The sequence below is a fragment of the Rhizobium sp. P1_E6 genome (genome assembly GCF_056405875.1).
Map to the genome: position 1 here is coordinate 40,113 of NZ_JBFUBG010000018.1, position 17,313 is coordinate 57,425.

Genomic DNA, 17,313 nt, shown 5'->3' on the forward strand with positions numbered 1-17,313 from the left:
ATCTGATCGTAGAAAGTAACAGGAGCGGATGATGCTGGATTTGCTGGTTGTGGGCGGAGGTTATGTCGGCCTGTCCGTGGCAGTGGCGGTCAAGCAGGCTGCACCTCACCTTGACGTCGCCGTCGTCGAAGCCGCACCCGAACATGTCTGGCAGAAAGACATGCGCGCCTCCGCCATCATCGCCGCTGCAACGAAGATGCTTGAGGTCTTCGGCATCTGGGCCGAGATCGAGCCGGAGGCCCAGCCGATCACCAAGATGATCGTCACCGACTCCAAGATGTCCGATCCCGTCCGTCCGATTTTCCTGACCTTCAACGGTGAAGTGGCCGAGGGCCGGCCGTTTGCCCACATGATCCCCAATGTCGTCATGGTCGGCGCGCTGCGCGGCGTCTGCGAACGGCTCGGCATCGAGATCCGCCACGGCCTCAGCGCCACGGGCCTGACGACCGGTGATACCAATATCGAGGTCAGCCTGTCCGACGGCAGCACGCTGCAATCGCGCCTGCTGGTTGCCTGCGACGGCGTGCGCTCCAGGCTGCGCGACTTTGCCGGCATCAAGACCGTCACCTGGGATTATGGTCAGTCCGGCATCGTCACAACCGTCGAGCATGAGCGCCCGCACAATGGCTGTGCCGAAGAGCACTTCCTGCCCTCCGGCCCCTTCGCCATCCTGCCGCTACGCAACAACCGGTCATCGCTGGTCTGGACCGAGCGGACGAACGATGCCAACAGGCTCGTTGCCGCCGACGATCTGGTTTTCGAGGAGGAACTGGAGCGCCGCTTCGGCCACAAGCTCGGCACTCTCAAGGTCGTCGGCGACAAGCGCGCCTTTCCGCTTGGCCTGACACTCGCCCGCTCCTTCGTCGCACCGCGCTTCGCGCTTGCCGGCGATGCCGCACACGGCATCCATCCGATTTCCGGCCAGGGCCTCAATCTCGGCTTCAAGGATGTGGCGGCACTTGCCGAAACCATCGTGGAAGCCGATCGCCTCGGCCTGGATATCGGCGCCATCAACATTCTCGAGCGCTACCAGAGCTGGCGCCGTTTCGACACCTTCCGCATGGGCGTCACGACCGATGTGCTGAACCGGCTCTTTTCCAACGATATGGCGCCAATCCGCATCGCCCGCGACTTCGGCCTCGGCATCGTCGATCGCCTGCCCGGTCTGAAGTCCTTCTTCATCGGCCAGGCTGCGGGAACGACAGCCAAGGACAATCCGCGACTGCTCTCAGGCGAAACGATTTGAAATGAGAGCAATTCCAGCAAAGGGTGCAGCGGTTTTGGAATTGCATAAAAACAAAGAAATTCTCTAGAAATCAGTCCTCGAGCGTGCGCGCTTCCGAAACCAGCATGATCGGAATGCCGTCCCTGATCGGATAGGCAAGCCGCGCCTTTTCCGAAACCAGCTCATTATGCTCGCGGTCATAGGAAAGCCGCCCCTTGGTGAGCGGGCAGACGAGAAGTTCGAGAAGTTTGGGATCGACCCGGCTCAGCTTTTCGTCCACGGCGCCTCTACTGCAACACGGTGTCGGAATCGCCGAAAACGCGAGCGAGCACGATTTCGGTAATGGCGATCAGGGTTTCCGCCCTGGTCTTCAGGTCGGGTGCCTCAAGGAGCGCCTGCTTTTCGGCCGGGCCGAAGGGCGACATCATGGCGAGCGAATTGACGAGGGTGAGGTTGCTGGCGCGCTCCACACTCTCCCAGTCCGCCTCCAGCTTGTTGGCGTCGAGATAGGCCTTGAAGGCCGTCAGCAGCGCATTGCGGTCGACGGCATCCTCCTCGTTTTCGGCCGAAAGGTCCGATATGAACGGCGCGATACGGAAAGTGCGGAACGGCTGGCCGTGCGATCGCTCCCCCAGCAGCCGGAAACGGCATACGCCCGTCAGCGAGACGATATAACGCCCATCACCGGTTTCGGCATAGGAGGTGATCCGGCCAAGGCAGCCGACAGCTGCAAGTTCCGGCGCATGCGCCTTGTCCTCATGTTCGCCGTGCGCCGGCTGCACCATGCCGATCAGACGGTTTCCGGTGAGCGCAGCATCGAACATCGCAAGATAACGCGGTTCGAAGATATTGAGAGGCAACTGCCCGGCAGGCAGGAGAAGCGCACCTGTCAGGGGGAAAACAGCAATTTCGTCCGGTAGATCGCCGGGCTTCAGGTATCTGGCATTGCCCACTTGCATGAAGACTGGTCCCGCACTCTTGCGACGGGCGCGTCTAACGCGTCCGCCCTGACGAGAAATGTGGTGCCCTTGTCTGAAAACGCAAGGGCGAAGGTGCAAACTCAGGAAAACAGGATCGAGGAAAGCTTGCGGCGGGCCGAAACCGTCGCCGGATCCTTGAAACCCCAGACCTCGAAGAACTGCAGGAGCTGGCGGCGGGCGCCGTCATCATCGAAGGTGCGGTCCTTGCGCATGATGGTGAGCAGATGCTCGGCTGCCTCATCGCGCTTACCTTCGACATTGAGGATCTTGGCAAGCTTCAGGCGCGCTTCATGATGATCGGGGTTCAAAGCCAACTCACGTTCCAGGGCGATCGGATCGCCGAGCTTGCGGGCTTCTTCGATTTGGTCGAGCTTCTTCAGAACCGCCTGAATGCCGGTATCCTTGGCAAGCTCTTCCGGCAGCTCGCTCAGCATCTGGCGGGCCTCACCATGCTGACCAGCCACAATCAAGCACTCCGCCACGCCGGCAAGCGCCTTGGTGTTTTCCGGATCGGCCTGCATGACGGCACCATAAAGCTGTCCCGCTTCATTGATGTTCCCGGCAGCAAGCAACTCGCCAGCTTCGGTGAGAACCCCCTCGATCTCAGCAGCCTGATCGGCGCCTGCAGGACCTGCAAGGCGATCGATGAACTGGCGGACCTGGCTTTCCGGCACCGCACCCATGAAGCCGTCGGCCGGGCGGCCGTTGACAAAGGCGATGACGGCGGGAATGGACTGAATGCCGAGCTGGCCGGCGATCGACGGATGATCGTCGATATTCATCTTGACCAGCTTGACGCGGCCCTGCCCCTCGTTGACGACCTTTTCAAGCACCGGCGTCAGTTGCTTGCACGGACCGCACCAGGGCGCCCAGAAATCGACCAGCACCGGCTGGTTGCGCGATTCCTCCAGAACATCCTTGGTGAAATTCGCTGTCGTCGTGTCCTTGATATGGCCGCCCTCCACCGCAGGCTGCGGTGTCGTGCCGAAACTTGCCGTTGCCGACATCTGGTTGCCGAAGGAGCCGTTATAGGGATTGTCGCTGCCGCTCATAGATATCTCCCGCCGCGCCGATCTGCCGGCGTCTCTCTGATAGCGCTAAAATCGTATGTCAGGACGTCACTTTCAAGACAAGCGGCTTATGCCCTGTCGCTTCCATGAATCGTATCAGATCGGCGCTGGCGAGCGAAGTCGTCGCGTCGTTGGAGAGTGGATGGCAGTTGATGATGTCATCATGCATAAGATGCGCATCGAGCACGAAGGTGACATTGTTGCCGGTATCGTTGATCGCGCCGAGCGCGGTCACAGCGCCCGGAATGACACCAAGATATTCCATCAGCTTCTCGGCTTTGCCAAAAGAGACGCGTCCGGAAGCGCCGATGATGGTATGGACCTGCTTGAGGTCGACGACGGCATTTTCCTCCACGGTCAGCAGGAAATAACGATCTTTCTTGTCCTTCACGAACAGGTTCTTGGTGTGTCCGCCGGGGATCTCGTCCCGCAGCGCCGCCGATTCGGCTACCGTGAAGACGGGCGCATGGTCCTTGGTACTGTGGGCGATGCCGAGGCCATCGAGAAAGGCGAGAAGATCCTGGCGAGTCTTGGGCTTGTTTTCGGTCATCATCATTCCATCAGACAAGAGTAAGGCAGATTGGACTGTCTGCTTAAGTCCGCCTCGCGAGCTTGGCAATCTTCAGGACCGACGCGTTGCCCTGCATTCGCGGCGTTTCCGAAGCCGGTTCTCCGCCATCCGAACTTTTCTTCGTTTTTCCGTCATTTCCCTGTTGCATTTGAAAATCGTTTGGGCGATATAGCGCCCGTCGCCGCAAGGTGGCGCCCACGGTCCGCTACTTACTACCCCGGACCTGTGTGGATTGAGCGGGTGTAGCTCAGGGGTAGAGCACAACCTTGCCAAGGTTGGGGTCGAGGGTTCGAATCCCTTCGCCCGCTCCAGTTTCTCAAAACTTTCCCAACCGATTAAATGAAAAGTGCGGCTCGCTACGCCCCACGTTGGCTATTTCCGCGGATCGAGCAGGTCGCGCAGGCCGTCGCCGAGAATGTTGAATCCGAGCACGGTGACCATGATCGCAAGGCCCGGAAAGAGCGACATATAGATGTTGAGGCCGAGATAATTGCGGCCATCGCTCATCATCGCTCCCCATTCCGGAAGCGGCGGCTGCGCGCCGAGCCCGAGGAAGGAAAGACTTGCGGCCGAGAGGATGACCGTGCCTGCCGTCAGCGTCGATTGCACGATGATCGGGCCGATCGCGTTGCGCAGGATGTAATGCGTCATGATTCGGTGGCGCGACACGCCGAGCGAGATCGCCGCTTCGACATAATCCATCGCCTTGAGGCCGAGCGTCAGGTTGCGGCTGAGCCGCGCATAGACCGGCACCGAAAAGATCGCGATGGCGATCAGCAGGTTCACCAGGCTGGTGCCGAGCACGCTGACGATCAAGATGGCAAGCACGATGCCCGGGAAGGCGAAGAGGATATCCATGCACCACATGATCGCCTGGTCGACATAGCGCCCGGTCATGCCCGAGACAATGCCGAGCGGCACGCCGACGACGACAGCGAGCCCGACGCTGAGGACGACCTCTAAAAGCGAGATACGAGCACCGTAGAGCACGCGGGCGAAAATATCCCGGCCATTGTCATCGGTGCCGAAGGGGTGCTCCCAGGATGGTTCCAGCATGGTCGAAAGCAGATCCTGAGAATAGGGATCGGCCGAGGTGACGAGCGGCGCAAAGATTGCCATCAGCACGATGATGCCGATCAGCCCGCCGCCGATAGTGATGCCCTTATGCGTCGCAAGCCAGCGCAAGGCGCGGCGCATACCGCTGCTGCCGGTCGCAACCTTTTCCGCTTCGCTCACCGCCATCAGTCGAACCTTATCTTCGGGTTGAGCGCAGCGATCATCATTTCCGCCAGGAAATTCATGACGACGACGCCTGTCACAGCGACCAGCGTCACACCCTGAATGACCGGATAGTCGCGATAGCGCACGGAATCGACCAGCAGGCGACCGATGCCCGGCCAGTTGAAGACCGATTCGGTGACGACGGCGCCGCCGATCAGACTGCCGAAATTCAGGCCGGCGATGGTGACGATCGGGATCAGCGCGTTGCGCAGCGCATGGCTCCAATAGATTGAGCTAGGCGCCACACCCTTGGCCCGCGCCGTGCGGATATAATCCTGCGCCAGCACCTCGATCATGCTGGAGCGCGTCATGCGGGCGATGACAGCCATCGGCAGCACCGCGAGCGTGATCGACGGCAGGATGAAGCTCTTCCATGAGGTGGCGCCGAGAAGCGGCAACCAACCGAGACTGACGGAGAACGTATTCATCGCCATCAGCGCCAGCCAGAAATTGGCGATGGAAGCGCCGGCGATGGCAAGCAACATCACGGCCTGGTCCGGCCAGCCATGCCGGTAGATCGCGCCGATCATGCCGGCCGGGACACCGATGGCGATCGCCAGCAGATAGGCGGTGATCGCAAGGCCGAGCGTAAAGGGCATCCGCTCGGCGATTTCATCGACGACAGGCAGCTTCGACTTGAGGGACATGCCGAGATCGCCCCTGACGGCGCCATAGGCAAACGAACCATATTGTTCGGCGATGCTGCGGTCGAGCCCCAGCCGGGCGCGCATATTATCGACCGCTTCCTGCGTGGCTTCGGGGCCGGCCATCATGCGGGCCGGATCACCGGGAAGCGCGCGGATGGCGATGAAGATGAGCAGCGACACGCCGATCAGGATCAGCGGCAACGCGAGCAGCTTCTTGAGAAGATAGGCTTTCATCGGACCGTCATTGTCAGTGATCGGACGGACGACGCAATACGCAGCCCGCCCGGATACGCATCAGTCCTTGGTGGCTTCCTTGACCACGACTTGGCCTCCCGGGATGACCCAGGCACCCTTCACGTTATTGCGGGCAGCATAGAGATCCTGCGTCGTATAGAGGAGAACGTGCGGCGCCTGCTCGTTGACCTCCTTTTGGGCATCGACATAGACCGCGTTGCGCGCCTTCTCGTCCAGTGTCGAGGCCGCCTTGTCGATCAGCTCGTCGAGCTTCGGATCGTTGAAGAAGCCGAGATTGGCGCTGGCAGGCGAAGCACTTGCCGAATAGTAGAGCGGCCGGAACTGCAAGTCGGCGCCGTTGACGCCGGAAGACCAGGAGGCGATCACCGAACCCGTATTGGCAGCCGCCTTGCCGGCCGGATCAGCAAAGGCGGCCTTTGCCCAGACACCGCTTTCCATGCGCTGAACGTCAAGCTTCACCCCGGCCTTCGCCCACATGGCCTGCAGCAGTTCGCCAATGCGTGCCTCGGGCTCCTGCACGATGGTGGTCATCGAGAAACCATCGGGATAGCCGGCATCGGCGAGCAGCTTCTTCGCCTTGTCGACGTCATAGGTGTAGGGCGCAAGCGTCTTGTCATAGCCGGGCGTGACCGGCGCCAACGGCGAATTTGCCGGCGTCGCATTGCCCTGCATGATCGCCTTGACGAGGCCGTCCCGGTCGGTCGCATAGTTCAGAGCCTGGCGCACACGCACATCGTCGAGCGGCTTCAGCTTGGTGTTGAGCGAAACCCAGAACACTGCCGAACCATCCGACTTGTTGACCTTCATGTCCGAGTTGGCCGCGAGCTGCTTGGCAAAGGCGGCCGGCAGCGGATTGACGATATCGGCATCACCCGTCTGCAGCGCCATGTTCATGACCGACGGCTCGGCCGTCCAGGTCCACTTGATCTCGTCGGCACCTTTCGGGGCGCCTCCCCACCAATCGGTGTTCTTCGTTTCCAGTACATATTCGCCGGACTTGTATTCCTGCAGCTTGTAGGGACCGGTGCCGACTGCCTTGCTGCCGATCGTGCCGGCAGCATCTGCGGTCGGGCTGACCATGAGGCAGGCGCCTGTGGTCAGGAGCGCGAGAAAGGCCGGATAAGGCTTTTTAAGCTTGAACTGCACCGTGGAAGGATCGATAGCGCTGACACTGTCGATGAAGGTGCGCAGACGGCCGCTGGCGGCAAGACCGCGCTTGGTGTCGAGATGGCGTGTAAAGTTCTTGACCACGGCATCGGCATCGAACGGAGTGCCGTCATGGAATTTTACGCCCTGGCGCAGCTTGAAGGTCCACACGATGCCGGCATCGTCGCTCGACCACTCCGTAGCAAGCGCAGGCTGGAGAGTAAGGCCTTTGGCGCGGGCGAGAAGCCCCTCATACATCGGGTCCAGAACCGCGGCCGTGAACGTCGCGGTCTGATCGCCCGGATCCATCGAGCGCGGCGCTTCGGTCTGCATGACCGTCAGCGTGGAAGCGAAGGCAGAAAACGGCACAAACAGCGCTCCGGCGACGGCGCAGCTCAATGCAAACTGGCGAGTGCTAATAAATTTCTTGCGAATGATTTCCATTGGTTCACCCTCTTGTTGATTCTTGAAGCCGCCTTTCGGTCGGCCTTGATCAATTTTTGTAATTTATTTTGATTGATTGGTTCATTTTGTGAACTTATTGTCAAGGCAAAATCAGAAGCAACAGGGTCAGGAATTGAATGTTCAACTCATCGCAGCGCGAGCTTCTGCGGGTCATAAGCGAGTCCGGTCCCCTCAGCCGGACCGACCTTGCGGCCGCGATCGGGCTGAGCAAGGCGGCGATGAGCGGCATTGCCCGCGAGCTGATCGAGCGCGGCGTGCTGCATGAAACGGAAACGGTCTACGGCCAGGGCCGTCCCTCCGTCCTGCTCGACCTGAAACCCGAATGCGCCTTCTTCATCGGCATCTCGCTTTTGGAAGATCCTGCGCCGATGATCCTCAGCGACCTCAACGGCAATATCATCGCCCGTCAGCAGCTGCCCCATTCCCGCGACCCCAAGGTCATCGCCAATGCCATCGCCTACTGCCTGCCGGAAATCCTGAAGGGCCACCCGCAGGCAAGCTCGAAGCTTGCCGGCATCGGCGTGGCGCTGTCCGGCTTCGTCGATGAAAAGCAGGCAACCTGCGTACAGTCCACCCTGCTCGGCTGGCAGGACGTACCGCTCGCCGATATCATCCGTCAGGCGAGCGGCGTCGACACCTTCATCGAGAACGACGCCAAGGCCGTGGCCGTCAGCGAGAAGCTCTTCGGCATTGCCCGCGACACGCCGAATTTCTCGGTCGTTTCACTCGGAGACGGCATCGGCTGCGCCCATTTCATCGACGGCAGGCTCTATCGCGGCAATCATGGCGGCGCCGGCGAAATCGCCCATGCGACGATAGAGCCGGGCGGCGCGCCCTGCCGCTGTGGCAAGCGCGGCTGCCTGGATACCATTGCTTCCATGAAGGCGATCAAGGAAATGGCGCGAACCGCCGGCCTGAAATGCGCCTCGCTGTCGGAACTGGAAGAGGAAGCCTCGCACGGCACGGCCGAGGCGATCGCCATCATCCACAAGGCCGGCGCAGCACTCGGCCTGGCGATCTCGCATCTGATCCAGATGAACGATCCCGGCATGATCCTCGTCACCCACGTCGATGGCTCCTTCGATGGCCTGTTCGGCACGGTCGTGCAACAGGCGATCGAAGCCAATGTTCTCCCGCGTTATGCCGGCCAGACGCCAATCCGCACCCGCCGCGTCGATAGCGACGTCTGGGCGCGGGGGGCTGCCAGCATCGCCGCCCATAATTTTCTGATTGGTCCCAATATAAGCTGAGGTTTCCCATGCGCATCGCCGTCGGTGGCATTCACATCGAATGCAGCACGTACAATCCCGTCCTGAACGAAGAGAAGGATTTCCGGGTGGTGCGCGGAGAGGAACTGCTGGCCGCTCCCTACTTTGCGTTCCTTCGGGATTACGATGCCGAATTCCTGCCGACGATCCATGCCCGCGCGATTGCCGGCGGCCCGGTCGCACGTCACACCTATGAGGCCTTCAAGGCCGAATTCCTCGAGCGCCTGAAACCGCTTCTGCCGCTCGACGGCCTCTATCTCGCCATGCACGGCGCCATGTATGTCGAGGGCATGGAGGATGCGGAAGGCGACTGGATCAGCGCGGCCCGCGCGCTCGTCGGCGATGATTGCATGGTTTCGGCAAGTTACGACCTGCACGGCAACGTCACCCAGCGCATCCTCGACGCGCTCGACATGTACTCCACCTATCGCACCGCGCCCCATATCGATGTCGAGGAAACCATGCGCCGCTCGGTCTCCATGCTGGTGAAGAGCCTGAAGACCGGTGTGAAGCCCACCCTGCTGTGGGCCCCGATCCCGGTCGTCCTGCCGGGTGAACGCACCAGCACCGTCGATGAACCGGCAAAGAGCCTCTATGCCGAACTGCCCGGCATCGATACGCTTGACGGCGTCTGGGATGCCTCGCTGATGGTCGGCTACGTCTGGGCCGACGAGCCCCGCGCCACGGCTGCCGCCATCATGACCGGCACGGACCGCGCGGTTCTGGAGCGCGAGGCAAAACGTCTGGCAAAAGCCTATTGGGAGGTGCGCGCAGAATTCATCTTCGGCTGCGAAACCGGCTCGATCGAGGAGTGCGTCGCCAAGGCGATCGCCAGCCCTACCGGCCCCGTCGTGCTTGCCGAATCCGGCGACAATCCGACTGGCGGCGGCGTGGGCGATCGCGCCGACGTATTGGCCGAGCTGATTGCAAAGGGCGCCACCGGCGTGGTCTTCGCCGGCATCGCGGACAAGGCTGCCACCGACACCTGCTATGCTGCCGGTATGGGCGCTGCGTTGGAGCTGACGGTCGGCGCCTCGCTCGATACCAAGGGCAGCAAGCCGTTGACGGGACGCTTTACTGTGAAGTTCCTGCACGAGACCGCAGATACTGCCGACCGCCAAGCCGTCGTTTCCATTCGCGGCATCGATCTGGTGCTTTCGGCCAAACGCCGCCCCTACCATAACATCGTCGATTTCACCCGCCTCGGCCTCGATCCGCGGACGGCCAAAATCATCGTGGTCAAGTCCGGCTATCTCTCGCCGGAACTTGCGCCGATCGCCAATCCGAGCCTGATGGCGCTTTCGGCCGGCGTTGTCGACCAGTTCGTCGAGCGCCTGCCGCGCCTGCGCAAGCAGCATCCGACCTACCCCTTCGACAAGGACTTTGCCTTCGAACCGCAGACCTTCCCGTCCGCACGATCCGCCAAGCGCTGAAGCGTCGTACCAATTACGTTTTGGTTCGGCACGCCGGATGAAGCCGTTGGTCGCTTGAAATCGTGCATTCGGCCTTCGCATCTGCCGCAAAACCATGCTGCACGGCGAAAAAACAGGCAGATATTTATCTGCACAAAAAAGCGCTTGACGATTGGTCGAATTTGGTTTGCACTGAACCAATATCAAATTGGTTCGGGCGGCAATGGACGAAACGCAGGGCAATTCCAACTATGCGCTGGAGAAGCTGAGAGCTCTCCTGCAATCGGATAGTCTTGACGCGGACGGCAAGCTGCCGACAGAACGCACCCTCTCCGAAATGCTCGGCGTCAGCCGCCGCTCCATCCGCCGCGCACTGGAAGTGCTGGAAGCCGAAGACCGCATATGGCGCCGGCAAGGCTCCGGCACCTTCGCCGGCAAGCGGCCGGACGAATGGAGCAGTCAAGTCGATTCCATCGTCGCTGAAACCGATTTCATGGAGATCATGGAGGTGCGTCTCCGCGTCGAGCCGCAGCTCGTCCAGCTTGCCGCCATGCGCGCCAAGGCGGCGGAGATCGAACGCATGTACGATCTGGTAGAGAAGATCTACGAGAGCACCGATGCTGATGGTCGCGAGTTGTGGGACGGTACGCTGCATCGACAGATCGCGCAGTGCGCGGGCAACCAGTTCTTCCTGACGATTTTCGACGTCATCAATCGCGTACGCCAGGACCCCGCCTGGCAGATGATCCGCGAGCGCGCCCGCAGCATAAGCCGCACACGTGAAGTCACGCATGGCCAGCACAAGGCCATCGTCGACGCCATTGCCGCGCGCGATCCGGCCAGGGCAGGCGAGGCCATGCGCCAGCATCTGCTGACCCTGCAGGAGAGCCTCATCCGCATCACCTCGCTGGATCACGGTGAAACGGGCGCCGAGAAGGCCAGCTGAACGCGAAGGAAGACCTGCGGAGCCATAACTCGCCGGCTTCCAACGACAGCGTGAAACAACAACATAACAGAGGAGAATGGAATGAAATTCGCCAAATTATTAACGACCGCCGCAACGGCAGCGCTGTTTGCGTTTCCGGCTTTCGCGGTCGACCTGAAGATCGGCCTGCAGGACGACGCTGATGTGCTCGATCCGGCTCAGTCGCGCTCATTCGTGGGCCGCATCGTTTATACCGCGATGTGTGACAAGCTGGTCGACGTTTCGCCGGATTTGAAGATCGTGCCGCAGCTTGCGACCGAGTGGAACTGGTCAGCCGATGGCAAGGAGCTCACCATGAAGCTCCGTCAGGGCGTAAAATTTCAGGATGAGACGCCTTTCAACGCTGAGGCCGTCGTCGCTACCATCGAGCGAAACATCACCCTGCCGGAATCCCGTCGAAAGAGCGAGCTTGCCTCCGTCGCCAAGGTCGAGGCCACCGGCGAATACGAAGTCAAGTTCACGCTGAAAAGCCCGGACGTCTCCCTTCTCGCCCAACTTTCCGACCGCGCCGGCATGATCGTCTCGCCGAAGGCAGCGAAGGAACTTGGCGCCAAGTTCGGCGACCATCCGGTCTGCGCCGGCCCGTTCAAATTTGTCGAACGCGTCCAGCAGGATCGCATCGTGCTCGAGAAGTTCCAGGATTACTGGAACAAGGACAACGTCTTCGTCGACAAGGTCACTTACCTGCCGATCCCGGATACGACCGTGCGCCTCGCTAACCTGCAATCAGGCGATCTCGACATGATCGAGCGTCCCGCAGCAACTGACGCCGCGACGATCAAAGCCGATTCGAACCTCGTCTACAACGATGTCGTCAATACCGGCTGGCTCGGCATTTACGCCAATGTCGGTAACGGTGCGCGCGCTGACAATCCGCTCGGCAAGGACAAGCGCCTGAGACAGGCTTTCTCGCTGGCCATCGACCGCGAAGCCGCCATGCAGATCGTTTATGACGGCACGGCCGTTGCCGGCAACCAGCCGTTCCCGCCGAGCAGCCCCTGGTTCGATAAGGATATCCCGGTCCCGGCCCGCGATGTCGAAAAGGCCAAATCTCTCGTGAAGGAAGCCGGTTACGATCGCGTTCCCGTAGAGATCATGGTCGCGAACGGTCCGGTCACGATGCAGATGATGCAGATCATCCAGTCGATGGTCGCGGAGGCTGGCTTTGACGTAACGCTGAAGGCGACCGAATTTGCGACCCTTCTCAACGAGCAGACCGCCGGCAACTACCAACTCAGCCGCTCGGATTGGTCTGGCCGCGTCGATCCTGACGGCAACATTCAGCAGTTCGTCACGTGCAATGCCGGCCTGAACGACAGCAAGTACTGCAATCCCGATGTCGACAAGCTGCTGAGCGAGGCTCGTCAATCCACCGATGATTCCGTGCGCAAGCAGAAGTATGATGCGGCGGCTGTGATCCTCAACGCGGACCTGCCGATCACCTTCATCGGTCACCAGTCCTGGAGCTGGGCATTCCACAAGAATGTTTCTGGCTTCATCCCCTCGCCTGACGGCATGATTCGCCTGATCGGCGTGAAAAAAGAAGGCTGATACGCCAAGTCTCTGAGGGCGCGGCAGCTTTTGCCGCGTCCTCCCGACGCTACGGGAGCGCCCATGTACAGTTACATCGCCAAGCGGCTGCTGGTCGCCATTCCAACATTGCTGATCATTTCGGTCTTCGTCTTCTCGCTGCAGAAGCTTCTACCCGGCGATCCGATTCTGGCCATGGCCGGCGAGGAGCGGGACCCGCAGGTGCTGGAATTCCTGCGCGAAAAATATCACTTCAACGACCCAGTCCCCTATCAGTACTTCTACTGGCTGGGCTCTGCGCTTCAGGGTGATCTCGGCATTTCCCTGCGCACCAACCAGCCGGTTCTGGAACTCGTGGCCGAAAAGCTGCCGGTCACAATCCAGCTCGCCATCATGTCGATGATCTTCGCCTTCGCGATCGGCGTTCCCATGGGCATTCTGGCGGCGGTCAAGAAGAACACTGCCATCGATTATATCGCCAACATCATCGCACTATCAGGCCTTTCGATCCCGAATTTCTGGCTCGGCATCATGCTGATCCTGTTGGTCTCCGTAAATCTCGGCTGGCTCCCAGCCTCGGGCTACGAACCCTTCTTCTCGAATCCGCTACGTTCGCTCGAAACCATGTTGATGCCTTCCTTCGTGCTCGGCAATGCACTCGCCGCCACGCTCATGCGCCACACCCGATCGGCCATGCTGAGCGTCCTGAGCGCCGACTATATCCGCACCGCCCGTGCCAAGGGGCTTTCGGAAAGCTCCGTGGTACTGGAGCATAGCTTCCGTAATGCCGTCCTGCCCATCGTAACGCTGACCGCCTTGCTGTTTGGCGAGCTTCTCGCCGGCGCCGTTCTCACGGAGCAGATCTTCACCATTCCCGGCTTCGGGAAACTCATCGTCGATGCCGTCTTCAACCGCGATTATGCCGTCGTCCAGGGCGTCGTCATATGCACCGCGATCGGCTTCATCCTGATGAACCTCGTGGCCGACGTGCTTTACGTCCTCCTCAATCCGCGCATGAGGGCCTCGTTATGACCGTAATCGATCAAGTCGCAGCCGCACCCGTCGCCTCCAGCGAGCAACGTTCGCCGAACCGTGCGTGGCGCAAGCTGAAAGCCAACAAGGGCGCGCTCGTCGGCCTCGCCATCATCGCCTTCTTCACTATCCTTGCGATTATCGCACCGCTTCTGCCGATTCCCGATCCGATCGCAACGAGCTGGTCGGCGATCCGCAAGGCGCCATCCGCCGCCCATTGGTTCGGCACAGACGACCTCGGTCGCGATATCCTCTCTCGCATGATCTGGGGCGCTCAGGCCTCTTTGATGGCGGGTGTCTTTTCCGTGGCGATCGCCGTCCTCATCGGCGTGCCCTTCGGCCTTGTATCCGGCTATTTCGGCGGTTGGATCGACATGGTGATCTCGCGCATCACTGAAGCCTTCCTGGCGATGCCCTTCCTCATTACCGCCATTGCCCTCGCCGCCTTCCTCGGCCCAAGCCTCACCAATGCGATGATCGCGATCGGGCTTTCGGCCATGCCGATCTTCGTGCGGCTGACCCGCGGCCAGGTGCTGGCTGTGAAGACCGAGGAATATATCGAAGGTGCGCGCTCCGTCGGGCTCCGTCACTTCAGCATCATCACCCGCTACATCCTGCCCAATGTGCTCGCGCCGATCCTCGTGCAGGCGACACTGACGATTGCGACCGCGATCATCGCCGAAGCCAGCCTCTCCTTCCTCGGCCTCGGCCAGCAGCCGCCGGCACCGAGCTGGGGCTCGATGCTGAACGTTGCCAAGAACTTCCTCAGCCAGGCACCATGGATGGCGATGTGGCCGGGTATCGCCATCTTCCTCGTCGTTATCGGTTTCAATCTCTTGGGCGACGGCCTGCGCGATGCGCTCGATCCGCGCGAAGCATGACTCTTCGAAAGGATATATGAAATGACCGCATTCACGACCCGCCCCGAAATTCTGGGCACATTCGGCGTCGTCACCTCAACGCATTGGATCGCCTCTGCCGTCGGCATGAGCATCCTGGAAAAGGGCGGCAATGCGTTCGATGCCGCAGTTGCGACCGGCTTTACCTTGCAGATTCTTGAGCCGCATCTCGTCGGCCCCGGCGGCGACATGCCGGCGATCATCTATTCGAAGAAGAAGGACAAGGTCGAAGTCATCTGCGCCCAGGGCCCCGCCCCGGCGGGCGCCACCATCGAGCATTACACGTCCGAAGGCATGAAACTGATCCCCGGCGACGGTCTGCTCGCAACCGTCATTCCCGGCTCCTTCGATGGCTGGATGCTGATGCTGCGCGACTACGGCAGGCTAAGCGTGCGCGACGTGCTGGAGCCTGCGATCTACTACGCCGAGAACGGCCATCCGCTGCTGCCGCGCGTTTCCGCCACCATCAACGGGCTCGCCGAGTTCTTCGAAAAAGAATGGCCGACGTCCTACCAGACCTGGGTTCCGGGCGGCTCCGTTCCCGAACCGAATTCCAACTTCAAGAACCCGGTTCTGGCCGAGACCTGGAAGCGCATTGTTTCCGAGGCGGAAGCAAAGCAGGGTCGCGAAGCACAGATCGACGCCGCCCGCGACGCCTTCTATCGCGGCTTCGTCGCCGAGAAGATCGCAAACTATCTGAAGACCGCCGAAGTGATGGATGCGACCGGCAGCCGTCACAAGGCGGTGCTGACCGCGGATGACATGGCCAACTGGTCGGCAACAATCGAAGAGCCGAAGACCTACGACTATCACGGCTGGACTGTCGCCAAGATCGGCCCCTGGGGTCAGGGTCCTGTCTTCCTGCAGACTCTGTCGATCCTCAAGGGCATGGACATCGCCTCGATGGAGCCGGATGGAGCCGATTTCGTCCATACCGTCACCGAAGCCATGAAGCTCGCCTTCGCCGATCGCGAAATCTATTACGGTGATCCCGACTTCGCCGATGTACCACTCGACCATCTCCTGTCGGATACCTACGCCACCGCTCGTCGCAAACTCATAACGGGCGAAGCCTCCTTCGACCTGCGTCCCGGAAAGCTGCCCGGTTTCGAGCAGCAATACGATGTAACCATGGAGATGCTCGGCGCAGATTCCAAGACCGGCGCCGTCTACGAACCGACCATGGCGCATCTGACGGAAAAACGCGGCGATACCGTGCATATCGACGTCATCGACCGCGAAGGTAACATGGTCTCGGTCACGCCGTCGGGCGGCTGGCTGCAGTCTTCGCCGATCATTCCGGGTCTTGGCTTCTGCCTGAATTCGCGCGCCCAGATGTTCTGGCTGAAGCCAGGTCTGCCGACCTCGCTCGCCCCCGGCAAGCGCCCGCGCACCACGCTGACGCCTTCGCTCGCCCTTTACGAAGGCCGCCCGACGCTCGCCTTCGGGACGCCCGGCGGCGACCAGCAGGAACAATGGCAGCTTTCTTTCTTCCTGCGCTATGTTCATCACAAGATGAACCTGCAGGCGGCGATCGACCAGCCGCTCTTCCACACCTCGCATTTCCCCGGCTCCTTCTATCCGCGCACGCGTGAGCCGGGTGGCCTGATGGTGGAAGGCAATTTCAACGCCGCCGTGCTCGACAGCCTGCGCGCCCGTGGCCATGACCTTACGGTCTCCGAGCCCTGGACCATCGGCCGCCTGACGGCCGCGCGCCGCGATGCCGACGGACTGCTGCGCGCAGCCGCCACACCACGCCTCATGCAGGCCTATGCTGTGGGGAGATAGCATGACCTGGTCCATCGTCGCCCGTGATCCCAAGACCGGCTATCTCGGCATCGCCGTCGCCACCCGCTTCTTTGCGGTCGGCGGGCTGGTGCCGCATATCCGCGGCGGCATCGGCGCGGTCGCCACGCAGGCTTTCGTCAGCCCGCTCTATGGCACCGACGGACTTGCCCTGCTTGCCGAGGGCAAAGCACCGGATGAGATCATCGCCGAGCTGACCGGTCGTGATGCTGGCCGCGACCAGCGCCAGCTTCACCTGATCGATGCTCACGGCCGCAACGCCGCCTTCACCGGCACCGAATGCATCGATTGGGCCGGCCATCTGATCGACGACAATGTCTCCGTTGCCGGCAATATGCTGGCCGGTCCCGAGGTCGTTGCCGAGACGCTTGCGATCTACAGGAAGGCGACGGACAAGCCCTTCATCGAGCGCCTGCTCGAAGCCATGCAGGCCGGCGAGGATGCCGGCGGTGACAAGCGTGGCAAGCAGTCTGCCGCCCTCCTCGTCTACCGCGATCAGGATTATCCCTGGCTCAGCATCCGCGCCGATGATCATCCGGATCCGCTCGCCGAACTGCACAGGCTCTACGCGGTGGCGCAGGAGCGTTACATGCATGTCGCCGAGACGATGGCGACAAAGGCCAATCCTGACGGAATGATTGACAGGCGCGAGATCGATGAAAAGATCGCGACGCTGGAAGCGGCGCGCATTGCGGAAGGGCGGCCCTCGGCCTCCTTCGCTACGCCTCCGAAGACCTGAGA

At 61.2% G+C, this 17,313-nt stretch carries 16 protein-coding genes and 1 tRNA gene; 10 read left to right on the top strand and 7 right to left on the bottom strand.

Translation table 11 applies throughout. The features are described 5' to 3' along the window. Positions 1 to 31 precede the first annotated feature (31 nt). Complete coding sequence (locus AC1D35_RS12075) at positions 32 to 1,246, top strand: ubiquinone biosynthesis hydroxylase (RefSeq protein WP_113308686.1); 1,215 nt, start codon at positions 32 to 34, stop codon at positions 1,244 to 1,246. 70 nt (positions 1,247 to 1,316) lie between these two features. Here AC1D35_RS12075 and AC1D35_RS12080 read toward each other — a convergent pair whose 3' ends face one another. The 4 genes from AC1D35_RS12080 to AC1D35_RS12095 all read right to left on the bottom strand — a co-directional run bounded on the left by AC1D35_RS12080 (position 1,317) and on the right by AC1D35_RS12095 (position 3,825). After that, positions 1,317 to 1,505, bottom strand: coding sequence for a Trm112 family protein (locus tag AC1D35_RS12080; RefSeq protein ID WP_007814601.1), 189 nt, complete (start codon positions 1,503 to 1,505; stop codon positions 1,317 to 1,319). Between the two features lie 7 nt (positions 1,506 to 1,512). Beyond that, complete coding sequence (locus AC1D35_RS12085; protein ID WP_113299587.1) at positions 1,513 to 2,184, bottom strand: LON peptidase substrate-binding domain-containing protein; 672 nt, start codon at positions 2,182 to 2,184, stop codon at positions 1,513 to 1,515. A 101-nt stretch (positions 2,185 to 2,285) separates the two neighbouring features. Then, positions 2,286 to 3,257, bottom strand: a complete 972-nt coding sequence (trxA, locus tag AC1D35_RS12090) for a thioredoxin (RefSeq protein ID WP_113308685.1) — start codon at positions 3,255 to 3,257, stop codon at positions 2,286 to 2,288. 58 nt (positions 3,258 to 3,315) lie between these two features. Beyond that, positions 3,316 to 3,825: a prolyl-tRNA synthetase associated domain-containing protein gene (locus tag AC1D35_RS12095; RefSeq protein ID WP_113308727.1), complete on the bottom strand. Its 510-nt coding sequence runs from the start codon at positions 3,823 to 3,825 to the stop codon at positions 3,316 to 3,318. 257 nt (positions 3,826 to 4,082) lie between these two features. On the opposite strand from AC1D35_RS12095, the gene AC1D35_RS12100 reads away from it, so the two are divergent. Continuing rightward, positions 4,083 to 4,157 (top strand) — tRNA-Gly (locus AC1D35_RS12100). 61 nt (positions 4,158 to 4,218) lie between these two features. Here the strand turns inward: AC1D35_RS12100 and AC1D35_RS12105 are convergent. The 3 genes from AC1D35_RS12105 to AC1D35_RS12115 are packed head-to-tail and all read right to left on the bottom strand — an operon-like array spanning position 4,219 to position 7,619. Then, positions 4,219 to 5,088, bottom strand: a complete 870-nt coding sequence (locus AC1D35_RS12105; RefSeq protein WP_113308684.1) for an ABC transporter permease — start codon at positions 5,086 to 5,088, stop codon at positions 4,219 to 4,221. After that, positions 5,088 to 6,008, bottom strand: coding sequence for an ABC transporter permease (locus AC1D35_RS12110; RefSeq protein ID WP_113308683.1), 921 nt, complete (start codon positions 6,006 to 6,008; stop codon positions 5,088 to 5,090). The genes AC1D35_RS12105 and AC1D35_RS12110 overlap by 1 nt, the downstream gene beginning before the upstream one ends. A 60-nt stretch (positions 6,009 to 6,068) precedes the next feature. Beyond that, positions 6,069 to 7,619: an ABC transporter substrate-binding protein gene (locus AC1D35_RS12115; protein ID WP_113308682.1), complete on the bottom strand. Its 1,551-nt coding sequence runs from the start codon at positions 7,617 to 7,619 to the stop codon at positions 6,069 to 6,071. 137 nt (positions 7,620 to 7,756) lie between these two features. Here AC1D35_RS12115 and AC1D35_RS12120 point away from each other — a divergent pair, with 137 nt between their 5' ends. The 8 genes from AC1D35_RS12120 to AC1D35_RS12155 all read left to right on the top strand — a co-directional run bounded on the left by AC1D35_RS12120 (position 7,757) and on the right by AC1D35_RS12155 (position 17,311). Further along, positions 7,757 to 8,890, top strand: a complete 1,134-nt coding sequence (locus AC1D35_RS12120) for an ROK family transcriptional regulator (protein WP_113299582.1) — start codon at positions 7,757 to 7,759, stop codon at positions 8,888 to 8,890. An 8-nt stretch (positions 8,891 to 8,898) separates the two neighbouring features. Continuing rightward, positions 8,899 to 10,341: a M81 family metallopeptidase gene (locus AC1D35_RS12125; RefSeq protein WP_113507245.1), complete on the top strand. Its 1,443-nt coding sequence runs from the start codon at positions 8,899 to 8,901 to the stop codon at positions 10,339 to 10,341. Positions 10,342 to 10,543: 202 nt separating this feature from the next. Then, the gene (locus AC1D35_RS12130; protein ID WP_113308680.1) at positions 10,544 to 11,266 is read left to right on the top strand and encodes a FadR/GntR family transcriptional regulator; all 723 of its coding nucleotides are present in this window, start codon (positions 10,544 to 10,546) and stop codon (positions 11,264 to 11,266) included. 81 nt (positions 11,267 to 11,347) lie between these two features. Then, entirely contained in the window at positions 11,348 to 12,856 is a 1,509-nt protein-coding gene (locus AC1D35_RS12135) for an ABC transporter substrate-binding protein (protein WP_113308679.1), read from the top strand. A 63-nt stretch (positions 12,857 to 12,919) separates the two neighbouring features. Beyond that, positions 12,920 to 13,867, top strand: a complete 948-nt coding sequence (locus tag AC1D35_RS12140) for an ABC transporter permease (protein ID WP_113299578.1) — start codon at positions 12,920 to 12,922, stop codon at positions 13,865 to 13,867. Further along, positions 13,864 to 14,748, top strand: a complete 885-nt coding sequence (locus tag AC1D35_RS12145; protein ID WP_113308678.1) for an ABC transporter permease — start codon at positions 13,864 to 13,866, stop codon at positions 14,746 to 14,748. Before AC1D35_RS12140 ends, AC1D35_RS12145 begins: the two co-directional genes overlap by 4 nt. 21 nt (positions 14,749 to 14,769) lie before the next feature. Then, positions 14,770 to 16,554, top strand: coding sequence for a gamma-glutamyltransferase family protein (locus AC1D35_RS12150; RefSeq protein ID WP_113308677.1), 1,785 nt, complete (start codon positions 14,770 to 14,772; stop codon positions 16,552 to 16,554). 1 nt (position 16,555) lies between these two features. Beyond that, positions 16,556 to 17,311: a DUF1028 domain-containing protein gene (locus AC1D35_RS12155; protein ID WP_113308676.1), complete on the top strand. Its 756-nt coding sequence runs from the start codon at positions 16,556 to 16,558 to the stop codon at positions 17,309 to 17,311. The last annotated feature ends 2 nt before the right edge of the window (positions 17,312 to 17,313 follow it).